17 protein-coding genes are annotated in these 15,164 nt (G+C 73.2%); 9 read left to right on the forward strand and 8 right to left on the reverse strand.

What is annotated here, in order from left to right; translation table 11 throughout:
- Nucleotides 1–97: 97 nt before the first annotated feature.
- Complete coding sequence (locus ACIRO3_RS06505) at nt 98–1,444, forward strand: cytochrome P450 (protein WP_404133182.1); 1,347 nt, start codon at nt 98–100, stop codon at nt 1,442–1,444.
- A 35-nt stretch (nt 1,445–1,479) separates the two neighbouring features.
- Here ACIRO3_RS06505 and ACIRO3_RS06510 read toward each other — a convergent pair whose 3' ends face one another.
- The 3 genes from ACIRO3_RS06510 to ACIRO3_RS06520 all read right to left on the reverse strand — a co-directional run bounded on the left by ACIRO3_RS06510 (nt 1,480) and on the right by ACIRO3_RS06520 (nt 3,554).
- Entirely contained in the window at nt 1,480–1,911 is a 432-nt protein-coding gene (locus ACIRO3_RS06510; RefSeq protein ID WP_404133185.1) for a DUF6234 family protein, read from the reverse strand.
- Between the two features lie 68 nt (nt 1,912–1,979).
- Nucleotides 1,980–2,720, reverse strand: a complete 741-nt coding sequence (locus ACIRO3_RS06515; protein WP_404133188.1) for a ribonuclease H — start codon at nt 2,718–2,720, stop codon at nt 1,980–1,982.
- Nucleotides 2,721–2,792: 72 nt separating this feature from the next.
- The gene (locus tag ACIRO3_RS06520) at nt 2,793–3,554 is read right to left on the reverse strand and encodes an SDR family NAD(P)-dependent oxidoreductase (RefSeq protein WP_404133191.1); all 762 of its coding nucleotides are present in this window, start codon (nt 3,552–3,554) and stop codon (nt 2,793–2,795) included.
- Nucleotides 3,555–3,725: 171 nt separating this feature from the next.
- Between ACIRO3_RS06520 and ACIRO3_RS06525 the strand changes: the two genes are divergently transcribed.
- Together ACIRO3_RS06525 and ACIRO3_RS06530 are read left to right on the forward strand one after the other, a co-directional pair.
- Nucleotides 3,726–4,415: a class I SAM-dependent methyltransferase gene (locus tag ACIRO3_RS06525; RefSeq protein ID WP_404133194.1), complete on the forward strand. Its 690-nt coding sequence runs from the start codon at nt 3,726–3,728 to the stop codon at nt 4,413–4,415.
- Between the two features lie 163 nt (nt 4,416–4,578).
- Nucleotides 4,579–4,854 (forward strand): hypothetical protein, encoded by a 276-nt coding sequence (locus ACIRO3_RS06530; protein WP_267798287.1) that lies wholly within the window; start codon nt 4,579–4,581, stop codon nt 4,852–4,854.
- A 7-nt stretch (nt 4,855–4,861) separates the two neighbouring features.
- Here ACIRO3_RS06530 and ACIRO3_RS06535 read toward each other — a convergent pair whose 3' ends face one another.
- Both ACIRO3_RS06535 and ACIRO3_RS06540 read right to left on the reverse strand, forming a co-directional pair.
- Nucleotides 4,862–6,217, reverse strand: coding sequence for a uracil-xanthine permease family protein (locus ACIRO3_RS06535; RefSeq protein ID WP_404133197.1), 1,356 nt, complete (start codon nt 6,215–6,217; stop codon nt 4,862–4,864).
- Nucleotides 6,214–7,341 (reverse strand): aryl-sulfate sulfotransferase, encoded by a 1,128-nt coding sequence (locus ACIRO3_RS06540; protein WP_404133200.1) that lies wholly within the window; start codon nt 7,339–7,341, stop codon nt 6,214–6,216. Before ACIRO3_RS06540 ends, ACIRO3_RS06535 begins: the two co-directional genes overlap by 4 nt.
- Nucleotides 7,342–7,485: 144 nt before the next feature.
- Here ACIRO3_RS06540 and ACIRO3_RS06545 point away from each other — a divergent pair, with 144 nt between their 5' ends.
- Nucleotides 7,486–8,052: a helix-turn-helix domain-containing protein gene (locus tag ACIRO3_RS06545; protein WP_404133202.1), complete on the forward strand. Its 567-nt coding sequence runs from the start codon at nt 7,486–7,488 to the stop codon at nt 8,050–8,052.
- A gap of 62 nt (nt 8,053–8,114) precedes the next feature.
- Entirely contained in the window at nt 8,115–9,791 is a 1,677-nt protein-coding gene (locus ACIRO3_RS06550) for a sensor histidine kinase (protein ID WP_404133205.1), read from the forward strand.
- Here the strand turns inward: ACIRO3_RS06550 and ACIRO3_RS06555 are convergent.
- Together ACIRO3_RS06555 and ACIRO3_RS06560 are read right to left on the reverse strand one after the other, a co-directional pair.
- Complete coding sequence (locus tag ACIRO3_RS06555; RefSeq protein ID WP_404133208.1) at nt 9,732–10,538, reverse strand: ABC transporter permease; 807 nt, start codon at nt 10,536–10,538, stop codon at nt 9,732–9,734. The genes ACIRO3_RS06550 and ACIRO3_RS06555 overlap by 60 nt on opposite strands.
- The gene (locus ACIRO3_RS06560; protein WP_404133211.1) at nt 10,535–11,476 is read right to left on the reverse strand and encodes an ABC transporter ATP-binding protein; all 942 of its coding nucleotides are present in this window, start codon (nt 11,474–11,476) and stop codon (nt 10,535–10,537) included. Before ACIRO3_RS06560 ends, ACIRO3_RS06555 begins: the two co-directional genes overlap by 4 nt.
- Nucleotides 11,477–11,632: 156 nt before the next feature.
- Here ACIRO3_RS06560 and ACIRO3_RS06565 point away from each other — a divergent pair, with 156 nt between their 5' ends.
- Both ACIRO3_RS06565 and ACIRO3_RS06570 read left to right on the forward strand, forming a co-directional pair.
- The gene (locus ACIRO3_RS06565) at nt 11,633–12,334 is read left to right on the forward strand and encodes a response regulator (RefSeq protein WP_404133214.1); all 702 of its coding nucleotides are present in this window, start codon (nt 11,633–11,635) and stop codon (nt 12,332–12,334) included.
- 104 nt (nt 12,335–12,438) lie between these two features.
- Entirely contained in the window at nt 12,439–13,059 is a 621-nt protein-coding gene (locus ACIRO3_RS06570) for an L-threonylcarbamoyladenylate synthase (RefSeq protein WP_361776250.1), read from the forward strand.
- 172 nt (nt 13,060–13,231) lie between these two features.
- On the opposite strand, the gene ACIRO3_RS06575 is transcribed toward ACIRO3_RS06570, so the two are convergent.
- The gene (locus ACIRO3_RS06575; protein ID WP_366150511.1) at nt 13,232–13,651 is read right to left on the reverse strand and encodes a nuclear transport factor 2 family protein; all 420 of its coding nucleotides are present in this window, start codon (nt 13,649–13,651) and stop codon (nt 13,232–13,234) included.
- Between the two features lie 101 nt (nt 13,652–13,752).
- On the opposite strand from ACIRO3_RS06575, the gene ACIRO3_RS06580 reads away from it, so the two are divergent.
- Both ACIRO3_RS06580 and ACIRO3_RS06585 read left to right on the forward strand, forming a co-directional pair.
- The gene (locus tag ACIRO3_RS06580) at nt 13,753–14,322 is read left to right on the forward strand and encodes a PadR family transcriptional regulator (protein ID WP_404133217.1); all 570 of its coding nucleotides are present in this window, start codon (nt 13,753–13,755) and stop codon (nt 14,320–14,322) included.
- A complete protein-coding gene (locus ACIRO3_RS06585; protein WP_404133220.1) occupies nt 14,309–15,148 on the forward strand; it encodes an SGNH/GDSL hydrolase family protein in 840 nt (279 codons plus the stop codon). The genes ACIRO3_RS06580 and ACIRO3_RS06585 overlap by 14 nt, the downstream gene beginning before the upstream one ends.
- Nucleotides 15,149–15,164 lie beyond the last annotated feature (16 nt).

The following is a 15,164-nucleotide window of genomic DNA, read 5'->3' on the forward strand; positions in this document are numbered from 1 at the left end:
GCCGGGTCCATGTCACCGCACTCGCGGACACGCGTACGGTCCGTGACGCCCGCGCTTCCTCAAGGACCGATTCCAGCGGTCGAACAGGAGAAGACCAGTGGCCACCGGAGCACACCCCACCGCCCGTCCGCCGCGTGTCCCCCGGGCCCGCCGCCCGCCTCCCGAGCTGGACCCCGCCCATGTGGACCGGTGGCGCCGAGAGGGCGGCGAGCTGATCGAGCTGCTGGCACTGGCGCGCGAGCTGCTCGGCGGCGTGGTGGCCGTCCGCCTCGGGCCGCGGCCCACGGTCCTGGTCACGGAGGCGCGGGCGGTGCAGCACGTGCTCGCGCAGCACGCGGACCGGTACGTCACGCGTTCGCACCGCGCCCGGCTGTTGATCGGCGACGGGGCGCTCTCGGCCACCGGCGAGGCGTGGAAGCGTCAACGACGTGTGCTCCAGTCCCAGTTCACCGGCACGGGGATGCGCCGCCACGAGCAGCGGATCGTCGAGGCCGCCCGGACGGCCGCCCGTCGCTGGGCCGAGTACGGCCACAGCGGGCACACGCTCGACGTCGGCGAGGAGATGCGCCGGTTCGCGCTGGACACCATCTGGCGTTCCCTCACCGGCCACCCACTCGACGAGGACACCGCGCGCGAACTGGCCGTCGTGGGAACGGTCGTGGCCGCCCTGCCGACCCCACCCACCGAGGCGCTCGACGCGCGGGAGGCCGTCGCGGCCGACCTCGCCCGGGTCGACCTCGTCGTCCGGCACGCGATCGAGGCGACCCGGGGCCGGGCCGCCGGCCCGACCGGCCCCGGGCTGCTCCACGTCCTGCTCGACGCGTCCACGGCCCCCCGCGAACGCGCCGGCCACACCGACCGGCTCGTCCACGACGAACTGGTGACGCTGCTCGTCGCCGGCCACGAGACCACCGCGACCACGCTGACCTGGCTCCATCTGCTCCTCGACCGCCACCCCGAGGCCCGCGAACGGGTCCTGGCCGCCGGCGACGAAGGGTCGCCCGAGCGGCGCGAGGCCATCAGGGCGCTGGTCAGCGAGACGCTCCGGCTCTACCCCTCCGCCTGGATCCTGCCCCGCCGCAGCACGGCGCACGACACGCCGGCCGGGTACGCCATCGAGGCCGGTACCGACGTGCTGGTCTGCCCGTACCTCGCGCACCGCGACGCCGCCCTGTGGCCGGACCCCGAGCGTTTCGATCCGCGCCGGTTCACGGATCCGGGCGGCCGGCCCACCCATCCGGGCTCCTACCTGCCGTTCGGCCTCGGGCCACGAGCCTGTCTGGGGCTCCAGTTCGCCCTCCTGGAGTCGACGGTCCTGCTCGAACACCTGCTGCCCGGCCACACCGTGACCTTCCGCTCCGCTCCCGCGAAGGCCGCGTACAGCGTCACCGTCCGCCCGGACGGGCCGACGCCGGCCGTGCTCACCGCCGCCGGGGCCGCGTAGGTGCCCTCCGCCGGCTTCGGGGCCCGGCTGCGGGGTCATCGGCCGGTGTGCGCGCACTCCCTGTCGTCCCCGCCGCTGCGGCAGCCGACCATGCCGGTGAACCCCGGGGCCGGGTGATCACGTTCGTCCTCGTGCCGCTGGGCCGCGCCGCCCGCGACGATCACGGCGAGCAGCAGGGCCATCATGACGAGTTGGCTCCACACCACCGCCCGCGCCCCGCGCCATCCCGCCAGGAGCGCGATCACCAGGGCGACGAGGAAGACCACGGCGAGGGCGCCCAGGTACCCGTCGAGCCGTACGTCCGGCTCGTCCCGCGAGGAGTCCAGCCGGAAGGATTCCCCGAGCCAGACGAGCGCGACCCCGCACATGGCCAGTAGTTCCAGGAGCACGAGGCCGAAGGCCGCGCACCCCGACCCGCCCCGTGCCACGTCCGTACGGTCGGGGGCGGCCCCCGTGGATGTCGTCATGCCCCCCACTCTCGCCACCCCCGTCGGCGTGTGCATGAGTACGCGTACTCATGCACACGGCCGCGCGTTCACGAGGTGGCGGCGGGCTCCGGCACGGGGCTGCCGCAGTCGGGGTGACCCCAGCGGGCCCCCAGCTTCGCGATCATCTCGCCGGCCGCGTACTGCTTGCCGCAGGGGCAGGTGCCGGGGAACTTGGCCTTGATCGACCGGCCGCCGCGGGCGGGCGCCGCCTTGCCGTCGGCCGCGCCCCGGGTCGCGGCTCCGCGACCCGCGGAGCCGCGCGCGGCGGAAGTCCGGGCCGGCGCGCTGCGCACGGGGGCGGGAACCGGCATGGAGGCGTCGCCGTGGGCGGTGCCCGCGGCCTGCTGGCTGACGGCGGCGTCACTGGCCGCCTGGTCGGCGATCGCGTTCAGGTGGTCGCCGTCCTCGCGGTGGGCCGGCACGTAGCGGAACTCCACGTCCCGGTCCGCCAACAGCGCGTCGATGCTCTCGACGAGTTCCCTGTTGGCCACCGGCTTGCCGGCCGCGGTCTTCCAGCCGTTGCGCTTCCACGCGGGGAGCCACTGGGTCACGGCCTTCATCGCGTACTGCGAGTCCATGCGCACCTCGACGACCGCGCCGGGAGCGACGGCCTCCAACAGGCGCTGTAGTGCGGTGAGTTCACCCACGTTGTTCGTGGCTCGGCCCAGTGGACCGGACTCCCAGCGCTCGGGGCGCCCCTCGGCGTCGGCGATGACCCAGGCCCATGCGGCGGGCCCGGGATTCCCCTTGGCCGCCCCGTCGCAGGCGGCAATGATGCGATCAGACATCCCCCGATCATGCCCCACCGGAGGGACCGCCCTCGACCTGCGCACCGTGCGTCGGACGCCGGACGCCGTGTGTCACGTACGGAGGTACGAGGCCCCGTTGACGTCCAGGATCGTGCCGGAGGACCAGGTCGCCTCGGGAGAGGCGAGGTAGAGGACGGCCGAGGCGATCTCGCGCGGTTCGGCGACGCGACCGAACGGGCTCTGCGCGGCGATCCGTTCGCCTTCCGGGGAGTTCAGCCGATCGGCGACCCGTTCCGTGGCGACGAAGCCGGGCGCCACGGAGGCGACGGTGATGCCGTGGGGTGCGAGGGAGACGGCCAGGGATTGACCGAGGGCGTGCAGGGCCGCTTTGGTCGCCGCGTACGCGGGGTGCTCGGGTTCGCCCCGGAAGGCGCCGCGCGACCCGACGTTCACGATGCGGCCACCGCGACCCCTGTCGATCATCCGGCGGGCGACGCAGTAGCTGATGTTGGCGGCGCCGAACAGGTTGACGGCGGCGGTTCGCTGCCAGGCGTCCTGCCACTGCGCGTACGAGGTGGTGGCCGGGGGGTGGGGGATCATCACGGCGGCGTTGTTCACCAGGACGTCCACGGCGCCGAGCGCCTCGGCGGCCTCCGAGACGAGGCCCTCGACGCGCGCGGGATCGGTGAGGTCGCCGCACAGCAGTACGTGGCCGTCCCCGGCGAGCGTCCCGAGGACCTCTCGCGCCTCGGACTCCCGGGTGGAGCAGTGCACCGCGACGCGGTCCCCGCGTTGGGCGAACGCCGTCGCGATGGCGCGGCCGATGCCCCGGGAGGCCCCGGTGACCAGTACGCCTCGACTCGCCGTGTCCATCACGCGCTCCCTCCGACCCGCTGTCGATCATGACCTCGACCACGACTGTGATCCGACGCTCCCCCGATGTCAACCGGCGGTTTCCCCCTCCCGGCCCGGGGCACGAACCCCACGGCGTCCCGGGTCGGCCCGGGACGCCCACATCACACGGACCGGGAGTGAGGGGCGTCGATGAGTGATCGCAAGACCGCGGCGGAGGTGTTCGACGAGGTGGGCGCGCGCTACGAGGAGGTGTTCGGGCGGGTGCCCGGACAGCTCGCGGCCCTGGAGTGGCTCGCCTCCCGACTGGCGCCGGGCGCCAGGGTGTTGGACGTGGGCAGCGGTACCGGCCGGCCGGCCGCCGAGGCGCTGGCGCAGGCCGGTTGCGCGGTGACCGGCATCGACGTGTCGGCGGAGATGGTCGACCTGGCGCGGGCGCGGGTGCCCGGGGCCCGGTTCGAGCAGGCGGACGTGCGGACGTACACGGCCCCGGAGGGCGGCTTCGACGCGGTGTGCGCGTTCTTCCCGCTGCTGGTGATGGACCGGCGGGAGGTGGTGGCGTCCTTGGAGCGGATGCTGTCGTGGGTGGCGCCCGGCGGGTACTTCGTCATGGCCACCGTGCCGGGGGACATCCGCGATCTCGACATCGTCTGGATGGGGCACGAGGTCACGGTCAGCAGTCTGTCCGTGACCGAGTACCTGAGCAGGGTGGAAGGCGCCGGTTTGGAGGTGCTCGGTCACCACACGGCGGTGTTCACGCCCGGTTCCGGGTCCGGCGATTCCCCCGGGGCCGCCGCCGTGGACGTCGAGCCGGAGGAGCACTTCTTCTGCCGCGCCCGCCGCCCCGCGCAGCCGCCCTCCCCCGCCGACCGCCCGGTATGACGATCGGCTGAACCACTCGTGCGACCACGCGTCGGTCGTCCGCCGCCAAACGGAGCCATCGGCCGGGGAGTCCCGTGTGTCGCCAATTGCCCCGATTCGACTGCGTTTACGTTCTGACCTGACCCCAGTCCCCCTTGTGAAAGGCGATGTTGTGAAGCGAACGATGCGCAGCCGTGCCCTTGCCGCCCTGACCGTGCTGGCCGCCGCCGGCGCACTGTCCGCCGTGGCCTCCCCGGCGCTGGCCGCGACGGCCGACGGCGACGTCCACCACGTCTACATCGTCGGCAGCACCAACGTGCAGTACGCGCAGGACGACAACTTCAACGCGGGCCGCGACAACACCGTCGGCTCCAACGACGGCACCGCCCCGCCGGCCGCCGCCGGCGCCGCGTCCGCGATGTCGCTGCTGGACGCGTCGAACTGGGCCGACACCTTCTAGTCCGACCCTAGTCCGGCCGGACGGCAGTGGACCGTTCCGGCGTCGCGTCCGCCTCGCGGGCGCGGCGCCGGAACAGCGCGTGGAGCAGTACGGCGGTGAGGGTGCCCGCCACCACCGCACTGCTCAGGATCGTCCGGGCCCAGCCGGGGAACCCCTGGTACACGTCGGGAGCGACGACCGGGAGCAGCCCGACGGTGAGGGCGAGCGCGATCACCGTGGAGTTGGTCTTCTCCCCCGGGTCGGAGCGGGTCAGCATGTCGACGCCCATCACCGCGATGATCCCGTAGATCACGAGTGCGGACCCTCCGACGACCGGAGCCGGTATGCCGGCCAGCAGTCGGGTGAGGGGAGCGAGCAGTCCCACGAACACGAGCAGCACGCCGGCCCCCGCCGTGACGTAGCGGCTGCGCACTCCGGTGATCCGGCCGATCCCGATGTTCTCGGCGCTGGTCACCATCAGCGAGGTGCCGAAGAGCCCACCGAGGACGGAGACCAGTGCGTCGGCCCTGGCCACGCGCGGCACGTCGCGTCCGGGATCGGACTCGTTGCCCACCGTCTCGCTGTTCAGGACGGTCTGCCCGGTGATCTCCGCGAGCGTGGTGAGGCTGAAGATCAGCAGCGGCAGCGCGGCGAGCACGTTGAACTGCGGGGCTCCGTACGGGAGAAGGTGCGGGAGCGCCAGTCCGCTGCCGGGGGCGGACGTGAAGCTGCCCAGGCCGGTCGTGACGGCGATCAGGGTGCCGGCGCCCATGCCGAGCAGGACCGCCGTCTGCCTCCAGACCCCGCGCAGCAGGAACAGCAGCAGCACCGTCACGCCGATGGTGACGGCGGCGAGCGACACGGCCGACGGCGCCGCGTACCCGGCGGCGGTGCGGGGACCGGTGATCAGTTGGGCGGCGACCCGGATCATGGCGATGCCGATCAGCAGCACGGCCGTGCCCATGACCAGCGGCGGGAAGAAGCGCACGATCCTGGCGTAGAACGGCAGGATCGCGAACAGCAGGGCCGCCGCGAGGAGGACGGATCCGGTCGCCGTGGCGGGGCCGTGGTCCTTGGCGATCTGGATGAAGAGCGCCGTGGCCGCGCCGCCGGGGAGCATGACGAACGGCAGCCGGGCCCCGATCCCCCGGACGCCGAGGGACTGGAGCAGCGCTCCGACGCCGCACAGCACGAGGGTGGCGCTGAGCAGGGACGCGGTGCTGCCGGCGTCGAGCCCGAGGGCCTGACCGGTGAGGAACGTCGTGGACACGGGCGCGGCGACCATGGCCAGCACGTGCTGCGCGGAGAGGGGGGCGAGCCGGGCGGGCGAGAGACGCTCGTCGACCGGCCGCACCGGGTCGCAGGTGGTGTCGGCGGTGGTCACGAGCCGGCCCCTCTGTTCAGCCAGGGCAGTTCCCGCTCGGTGTACCGGTACGCGCGGAAGACCGCGTTGTGTTCGGCCGGGAAGAGGCCGCGCACCTCGGATTCCCGGTAGCCGCCGAAGTGGGGGTTGACGTACTCCCAGCAGAGGTAGCCCTCGGGCGTCACCTCGAAGAGCCGGCCGGCGGGCGAGTCCGTCACCAGGGTGTTGCCCCCGGCGAGGCGCTGGGCGCTGCCCATGAACGGGGCGAAGAAGGATTCCCGGGCGGGGTCGTGGTACTCCCAGACGATCTTTCCGGAGGAGCGGTCGATCTCGATGACGCGGGAGTACGGGACGTCCGATCCGGGCCGGAAGACGCCGTTGTCGAAGACGAGGATGTTGCCGTTGTCGAGTTCGGTGGGGGCGTGCTGCTGCGAGACCGTCCCCGGTTCGGTGCGCCACAGGATCTCGCCGGTCTCCCGGCTGATGACGACGACGGCCGAGACGCTGCGCAGGCTCGCCAGGACGTTGCCGTCGGCGAGCGGGACGACGCTGTTGATCAGGGGCCAGTGCTCGCGCGAGTAGTCGGGGTGCAGCGCGTACTCCTCGCGGTCGAGGTGTTCGGCCGCGCGCCAGGACCAGCTGACGGAGCCGTCCGCGTCGACCTCCTTGATGGTGTCGGCCCAGACCGTGCCGGCCGGCTCGGAGCCCGGGACGCCGCCGCGCACCGCGGCGGCGTCCGCGCCCCGCAGGGGTTCCAGGGCCGCGTAGAGGACGCGGCCCTCGCCGAGGTGGTGGGCGTCGTGGTGCTGGAACGGGTCGCGGTGCTCGCGCAGGATCGCGCCGTCGGGGGCGGCTTCGAGCATGACGCCGCCCCGGTACTTGTGCCACATGGGGAAGAGGGCGGGTTGGTCGGGAAGTACGCCGCTGTAGGCCAGGTTCCCGTTCGCGAGGACGCGGGCGTGGCGACCGGGTCGGTAGGGGAGCTTCCATTCGTGGGCGACCTCGCCGTGCGGGTCGATCAGGTACACCTCGCCCGTCCCGGTGAGCGGGGCGAAGAGCGTGTAGCCCCCTTCGGAGGCGGACGGATCGAGGGCGATCAGGCCGGTGCCGCGGCGCCGGCGCTGGTTCTGGTCGATCGGGGACATGCGGGCCTCCTGTGAAACTTTCTTTGATGACATCAATCGACTTAGAAACTAGCGGCGGATTGTTGCGGCACTGTGAAGGCAGTGCGAAGCCCTCGGCCGACTGCGAGAGGATGATCCACACAGCGGACGGAATCGAGGAACCACGTGACGGACGAACCGCCGGCCCCCCTGATCGGGGCGGGCATCCGCAGACGACGCAGGGCGCTGGACCTCACCCTCGCCGAGGTGGCGGGCCGCAGCGGGCTGTCGTCGCCGTTCCTCAGCCAGATCGAGAACGACCGGGCCCGTCCCAGCATGCGTTCGCTGCAACTCATCGCCGACGCCCTCCAGACCACGGCCGTCCAACTGCTCACCGCTGCCCAGACCCCCCGCCGCGTGGACATCGTGCGCGCCGACGCCGACCCCGGGCTGGATCCGGCGGCGCGGGTGCGTCCGCTCGTCCGCGGCCACCAGCAGATGCACGCCCTGGAGTTCACCGGGGACCACGACGCGGACCGCGCGTTCCGGCACCGCAACGACGAGTTGATGTACGTCGCCGACGGAAGCGTCGAGGTCGAGGCCGAAGGCCGTACCCACCACCTGGGCAGGGGCGACACCCTCTACGTCACGGGCGGGGTGCGGCACCGCTGGCGGGCGTTGGAGGAGGGCACCCGGGTCCTGCTCGTCGCGGTGGCCGACCACATCGAGACGAGCGTGGACCCGCGCTTCTGAACGGTCTTCGGTACCAAGGGCCGGGGGCCGGGGGCCGGGGAGCCGGCCGATAGCCTCGGCTCGTGATCAGGCGTACGAGGACCACCGCGGCGGACGGGCACGGCGGCGGGCGGCCGGCGGGCCCGGTTCCCCGCGACGTTCTGCTGTGGGTGGTGCTCGCGGGCGCCGCCGTCCTGCGGTACCGGGACGAGGCCGGCGTCTGGTCGCCGATGCCCGTCCTGCTGCTGTCCTCGGCGGTGCTGGCCCTCGCGACGGCGGTGCGCCGCCGGCGACCCGGCGCGGCCGTGTTCCTCGCCAACGCGCTCTGCGCGGTCGGTCTGTTCGACCCGGGCACGCCGGCGAACGCGTACCTGCTCGCGCTGGCCGTCCTGTCCGGGCTGCTGGGCGTCAGATCGCCCGAGGCGGGGCCGGCGCTGTGGGTATTCGGCGCCTGCCTGGCCCTGGACCTGGGGCTGTGCGCGGCCCTGGGGGTCGGCGCCGTGCACTGGTTCTACGTCGTGACCCTGGTACCGGGGGCCATGTTGCTGCCCTGGGCGGCCGGGTGGTACTGGCGGGCCCGACAGGAGTTCGTACGGGGCGGCTGGCTCCGCGCGCGCCGGCTGGAGAGCGGGCAACGCGGCGTCGCGGAGCGGGCGCGGCTGCGCGAACGGACCAGGATCGCGGCCGACATGCACGACTCCCTCGGGCACGAACTCAGCCTCATCGCCCTGCGCGCGGGCGCCCTGGAACTCTCCCCCACACTGACCGACCGGGACCGGGAGGACGTGGCGCTGCTGCGGGCGAGCGTCGCGGACGCGGTCGAACACCTCAGGGACACGATCGGAGTCCTGCGCGAGGACGCCGGCGCCGAGCGGGGTACGGAGGCCGTGCCGGAGTCGGTGGACACGGTGGAATCGGTGGAGCAACTCGTGGGCCGGGTGCGGGCCACCGGTGTCGCCGTGGAGCTCCGCCGGGACGGCGACCCGTCCGCGCTGCCGCCGCTCGTCGACCGGGCCGTGTACCGGGTGGTGCGGGAGTCGTTGACGAACGCCATCAGGCACGCCCCCGGCAGCACGGTGGCCGTGCGGGTGGCCCGGGCCGGCGGCCGGGTCGAGGTGAGCGTGGTCAACTCGGCCCCGCCCGGACGTGCGCCGACGCGCGAGGGGGCGGGGCGGCACGGGCTGGTCGGGCTGCGCGAACGGGTGCGGATGATCGGGGGAACGCTGCGGGCGGCTCCGTGCCGGGGCGGCTTCGAGGTCGTCGCCGACCTGCCCGACCGCGTCGGGGCAGAGCGGCCCCCGGCCGTCGCGGGGGCAGCCGTGGTGGAGGATTCGGAGTCGGCGCGGGGTCTGGTGTCCGCCCGCCGCAGGGCGCGGGCGCGGTTCGCGCTCGCGTTCGGCGTCCCCGCGGGCATCGGGTTGGCCATGGCGCTGTCCGCAGCCGTCCTCGCCCTCCAGTTGGCGGGCTGCGTCCTGCGGCCGGCGGACTTCGCCGCGCTCACCCTCGGTTCCTCCCGCGCGGAACACGCGCGGGTGTTGCCGGCACGGACGTTCCGCTACCCGTCCGACCCGATGCGGGCGCAGCCCGCGCCGGCGGGCGCGGACTGCGCGTTCTACCGGTCGAACGGCAACCTGCTGGAGCAGGTGGACGTGTACCGGCTGTGCTGGTCCGGGTCCCGGCTGGTCGCCAAGGACGTGTGGTCAGGCGTCGCGTCCGCGCAGCACCGCCCGGCCGGCCAGATGGGCGGCCAGCGCCCATGACAGCAGGATCAAGGCCGCCACCGCGGGCGGGTACGGGGCCCCGGCCTCGCCGCGCATCAGATGGGTGCCGGCGGTCTGCGGCAGGTAGTCGTTGATCGTCAGCAGTACCTCGCCGCCCAGTCCGGTGAGCACGCTCGGGATCGCCGAGAGGAGGACGAACACGACCGTCAGCACTCCGGCCGAGGCCCGCAACGCGAAGGCCACCCCCACGGTGAGCACGGCGACGGCCGCGCAGTAGAGCGCCATCGTCAGCACCTGGACGGCCGCCTTGGCCGGATCGAAGGTCGCGTGCCCGCGGAAGGGCGTCCAGGCCACCGCGATGCCCGACACCCCGTACAGAATTCCCGCGACGGCCGCCACCGCGGCGGCCATGACCGTCTTGGCCAGGTGCATGCGGTGCCTGACCGGCACCCACAGCAGTGAGGCACGCACGCTGCTCGTCGCGTACTCGCTCGTCACCGCGGTCATCGCCAGGACGACGATCGCGAACTGCACGAGCAGCAGCGAGGTGACCGGCGCGTTGCCGACGGGCTGGAGCGGGACGTCGTTGATCCGGGCGATCGACGCGTAGTAGAAGGTGAACACGCCGGTGGCGGCCGCGCCCGCCGTCAGGCAGATGTACGGCGCGCGGACGGACCACGTCTTGGTCCACTCCGCGGCCAGCGCCTCGATGAACCCTCCCGCGCCGACGCGGGTCGTGGGTCGTCCGGGAGACGGGATGTCGACGGTGTTCTCCACGGCGCTCACCCCCCGACCTTGGACGTCGACTGCCGCTCCGTGCCGTACTCCACGCTCTGCGCGGTCAGTTCCATGTACGCCTCCTCCAACGATGCCGATTCCCCGTGGAGTTCGTGCAGTCTCACCCGCAGCCGGTGGGCCAGGTCCCCCACCTCGTCGGCCGTGCTGTTCCGGATGACGGCGCTCCCCTCGGCGCCCGGTTCGACGCGCGCGCCGGGCAGCTCGGCCGCGTGCCGCAGCAGCGTCTCCCGTTCCTCCGGGTCCGGCACGCGCACCCGTACCGACGGCTCCGCGGCGTTCGCCAGCAGCCGTTCCATGGGCTGGTCGGCCAGCAGCCGGCCCTTGCCGATGACGACGAGTTGGTCGGCCGTCAGCTGCATCTCGCTCATCAGGTGGCTGGAGAGCAGGACGGTACGGCCCTCGGCGGCCCGGGCCCGGACCAGTTCGCGCACCCAGCGCACCCCGTCGGGGTCGAGACCGTTGACGGGTTCGTCGAAGATGAGCACCGCCGGGTCTCCGAGCAGGGCCCCCGCGATGCCCAGGCGCTGGTACATGCCGAGGGAGAAGTCACCGGCGCGCCGGCGCGCCGCCTTGGCCAGACCCACGCTCTCCAGCACCTCGTCCACCCGCCGCGCGGGGATGCCGTTGCTCCGGGCCTGGGCGAGGAGGTGGCCGCGTGCCGACCGGGCCGGGTGCAGTGACTTCGCGTCGAGCAGCGATCCGACCTCGCGGATCGGGTGGCGCAACGAGGCGTACCGTCGGCCGCCGATGAGGGCCTCGCCGCCGGTCGGGTGGTCCAGGCCCAGGATCATCCGCATGGTGGTGGACTTGCCGGCCCCGTTGGGTCCGAGGAAGCCGGTCACCCGGCCCGCCTTGATGTCGAGCGTCAGTCCGTCCACGGCGAGCGTCTCGCCGTAGCGCTTCGTCAGTCCCCTGAGCGTGATCACGATGTCCTCCGGTGTCGTTCGTACTGCCTCGACCGTAGGAATCACGGGGGCCCGGTGGCATCGGCCCCGCGGTGGTGATCGCACCCCCCACTTTCGTCGGGGGTACCCCTCCTCTCGTCCGATCCGCCCGGTGGGGGCGGTGGTTAGGCTGATCGGATGGTGCGAGTGCTGGTGGCGGACGACGAGGCGATGGTGCGCGCCGGTGTACGGGCGATCCTCGCGCGGGACCCGGACATCGAGGTGGTCGCGGAGGCGGCGCAGGGGTTGGAAGCCGTCGAGGCCGTGCGTGCGCACCGCCCGGCGGTGGCGCTGCTGGACATCCAGATGCCGGTGCTGGGCGGGATCGCGGCTGCCGAGCGGATCCACCGGGAACTGCCCGGGACCGCGGTGATCATGCTGACCACGTTCGGTGAGGACGAGTTCATCGCCGACGCCCTGCGTGCCGGCGCCGACGGTTTCCTGCTGAAGGCGGACGATCCCCGGGAACTCCTGACCGGGGTGCACGCGGTGGCGGCGGGCGGCGCCTACCTCTCGCCCCGCGTCGCCGCACGGGTGGTGTCCGGTCTGCGCAGCGGAACCATGGCGGGCGGTGCGCCCGCCGGCCGTCGGCCCGCGCGGCTGACCGAACGGGAGTCCGCGGTGCTGGCGTTGCTGGGGGGCGGCCTGTCCAACGCCGAGATCGCCGGCCGCCTGCACCTCGTCGAGGGGACGGTCAAGGCGCACGTCAGCGCCGTCCTCGCCAAGCTGGGCGTACGCAACCGGGTGGAGGCGGCGCTGGTGGCGTGGGAGAGCGGCCTGGTCGGGCGCGGGGCCGACCGGCCGACGCCCCGGGACGGGACGGGGACGCCGGTCGTGTGACGGGCGGCCCCGGCCGCCGCGCCGACCGGGTCCGGGCGACGTCGGCCCGTACGGCCGCGGGTCCCGAACCGAACCGGAGCGCCCGGGTCGCGTAGTCTCGGCGAATGGCGAAGTACTTCGACGTGCACCCCGAAAATCCGCAGCAACGCTCCATCGGCAACATCGCCGACATGATCCGCTCCGGCTCGCTCATCGCGTATCCGACCGACTCCTGCTACGCGCTGGGATGTCAGCTGGGCAACCGCGACGGCCTCGACCGGATCCGGTCGATCCGCCGTCTGGACGACCGGCACCACTTCACCCTCGTCTGCCAGAACTTCGCGCAGCTGGGGCAGTTCGTCCACATCGACAACGACGTCTTCCGCGCGATCAAGGCCTCCACCCCCGGCAGCTACACCTTCATCCTGCCGGCGACGAAGGAGGTGCCGCGCCAGCTGCTCCATCCCAAGAAGAAGACGGTCGGCGTCCGCATCCCCGACCACGCCGTCACCCAGGCCCTGCTCGCCGACCTCGGCGAGCCGCTGCTGTCCAGCACCCTGCTCCTGCCGGACGAGCCCGAGCCGTTGACCCAGGGCTGGGAGATCAAGGAGCGCCTCGACCACGTGTTGGACATCGTGGTCGACTCCGGTGACTGCGGGACCAGTCCGACCACCGTCATCGACTTCTCGGGCGGCGAGGCCGAGATCGTACGCCGCGGGGCGGGCGACACGTCCCGCTTCGAGTAGCCGACCGGGCCCGGGGCCCGACGCGGTGCGGGCGGGGTCGGACCACGCCCCGACCCCGCCCGCGGGGGGCGACGCCCGGGCCCCGCGCCGCCCGTACCGCTGGAGTCCGCGCCGCCCGTACCGCCGAGGTCCGCGCCGCCCGTACCGCCGAGGTCCGCGGCCGGTGACGCGCTCAGCCGTTGACGAGGCCGTCCGCGACCAGACCCGCCAGCACCGCCTCACCCAGTGCCTGCACCGCGGTCTGCGGGCGCACCATCACCGTGATCTCCCTGATCCGCTCCTCCGCGTCCAGGTGCAGCAGGTCCATGCCGTGGATCTGCCTGCCGTTGACGGTGGCCCGGAAGGGCAGCATCACCGCCGGGGCCGGCTCACCGTCCACGCCGGTCTCCGCCTCGCCGTCGAGCCGGCCGATGTAGCGGATGTCCTCGAACGTGCGCAGCAGGACGCCGAAGAGGCCCATCACCATCGCCTTGCCCTCGAACGGGGCGAATTTGACCGGGCTGTAGAGCCGGACGTCCTCGGTGAGCAGGTCGTCGATCGCGCCGAGGTCACGGTTGTCGACGGCGGCGCGGAATCGGTCCGCAGTGCTCATGTCTCCCCCTTGCTACTCATGAATGCGATTACTCAAATTCTTGACTATCATGGATGCCGGGTCGCTGAACAGAGGTGGCCGGTGCGAGGAGGGGTGGTCTGGTGGCTCTGCGGCACGCCGTACTGGCGGCATTGCTCGACGAGGAGTTGAGCGGGTACCAGCTGGCCAAGGCCTTCGACATGGGGGTGGCGAACTTCTGGCACGCGCTGCCCCAGCAGGTCTACGCCGAGCTGACCAGGTTGGAGGAGGCGGGTCTGGTCGAGGGCCGGGAGGTGCTCCAGGACACCCGTCCGAACAAGCGGCTCTTCCGGGTCACCGACGCCGGCGCGGCCGAGCTGGAGCGGTTCGCGCAGACCCCCGGCAAACCGTCCTTCATCCGTGACGACCTGCTCGTCAAGGTGCAGGCGGCCGACCACCTCGACGCGGAGGTGTTGATCGAGCGGCTGTCCGAACGTTCCGCCTGGGCGCGGACCAGGATCGAGCTGTTCGAGGGGCTGTTGAGCAGGATGCGGGGCGCGTCGGACGAAGAGGAGTTCCTTCGTCACGGCACCCGGATCGGCCCCTACCTGACCTGCCTGCGCGGCCTGGCGTTCGAACGGGCCAACCTGGACTGGTACCAGCGGACGATCACGATCGTGGAAGAGAGGCGGGCCGACCGTGCCGAACGGTGAGTACCTGCGGTACGTGGCGCTGGGTGACAGCCAGACGGAGGGCGTGGGCGACGGCGACGACCTCACCGGACTGCGCGGGTGGGCCGACCGGCTCGCCGAGACCCTCGCCCCGCACCACCCCGGCCTGCTGTACGCCAACCTGGCCGTCCGGGGCCGCCTCGCCGGGCAGGTCCACGACGAGCAACTGGCTCCCGCCCTGGCGCTGCGCCCCGATCTGGCCACCGTCGTCGCCGGGGTGAACGACCTGTTGCGCCCCCGCTTCGACGCCGACGAGGTCGCCGGTCGGGTGGAGGCGATGTTCGCCGCGCTCGCCGCGCAGGGCGCCCGCGTCGCGACGGTCACCTTCCCGGACGTGGCCACCCTGATCCCCATCGCCCGCCCCGTCGGCGCCCGTGTCACCGCCCTCAACGACCGGATCCGGTCGGCGGCGCGGCGCCACGGGGTCGTCGTCGCGGAGACCGCCTCGCACCCCGTGGTCGGCGACCCGCGGATGTGGAGCCCGGACCGGCTGCACGCGAGCCCGCTGGGCCACGCACGAATCGCAGCGGCCGTCGCCCACGCGCTGGCCGTCCCCGGCGCGGACGACTCCTGGACGCACCCCGTGCCCGGTCCCCGGGCGGCCGTGCCGGTCGGATGGCGGCAGGCGACGGGCGAGGTCCGCTGGGCGGCGTCCTTCCTCGGCCCCTGGACGGCCCGCCGGCTGCGCGGACGTTCGTCGGGAGACGGCCGCGCCGCGAAACGGCCGCAACTCACGCCCGTGTTCGTCGACCGCGGGGACGGTCGCGCGGACGGTCACGCGGACGAGCGCACCCCGGAACACCACTGACGCGCGCCCGCGGGGC

The organism is Streptomyces sp. NPDC102278, assembly GCF_044766345.1.
Classification (GTDB): Bacteria; Actinomycetota; Actinomycetes; order Streptomycetales; family Streptomycetaceae; genus Streptomyces.

Excerpts from the sequence above, each read along its gene's own strand:
- ACIRO3_RS06510 (WP_404133185.1), bottom strand. The coding sequence starts at position 1,911 with ATGACGACATCCACGGGGGCCGCCCCCGACCGTACGGACGTGGCACGG.
- ACIRO3_RS06515 (WP_404133188.1), bottom strand. The coding sequence starts at position 2,720 with ATGTCTGATCGCATCATTGCCGCCTGCGACGGGGCGGCCAAGGGGAAT.
- ACIRO3_RS06520 (WP_404133191.1), bottom strand. The coding sequence starts at position 3,554 with ATGGACACGGCGAGTCGAGGCGTACTGGTCACCGGGGCCTCCCGGGGC.
- ACIRO3_RS06525 (WP_404133194.1), top strand. The coding sequence starts at position 3,726 with ATGAGTGATCGCAAGACCGCGGCGGAGGTGTTCGACGAGGTGGGCGCG.
- ACIRO3_RS06530 (WP_267798287.1), top strand. The coding sequence starts at position 4,579 with ATGCGCAGCCGTGCCCTTGCCGCCCTGACCGTGCTGGCCGCCGCCGGC.
- ACIRO3_RS06540 (WP_404133200.1), bottom strand. The coding sequence starts at position 7,341 with ATGTCCCCGATCGACCAGAACCAGCGCCGGCGCCGCGGCACCGGCCTG.
- ACIRO3_RS06565 (WP_404133214.1), top strand. The coding sequence starts at position 11,633 with ATGGTGCGAGTGCTGGTGGCGGACGACGAGGCGATGGTGCGCGCCGGT.
- ACIRO3_RS06570 (WP_361776250.1), top strand. The coding sequence starts at position 12,439 with ATGGCGAAGTACTTCGACGTGCACCCCGAAAATCCGCAGCAACGCTCC.
- ACIRO3_RS06575 (WP_366150511.1), bottom strand. The coding sequence starts at position 13,651 with ATGAGCACTGCGGACCGATTCCGCGCCGCCGTCGACAACCGTGACCTC.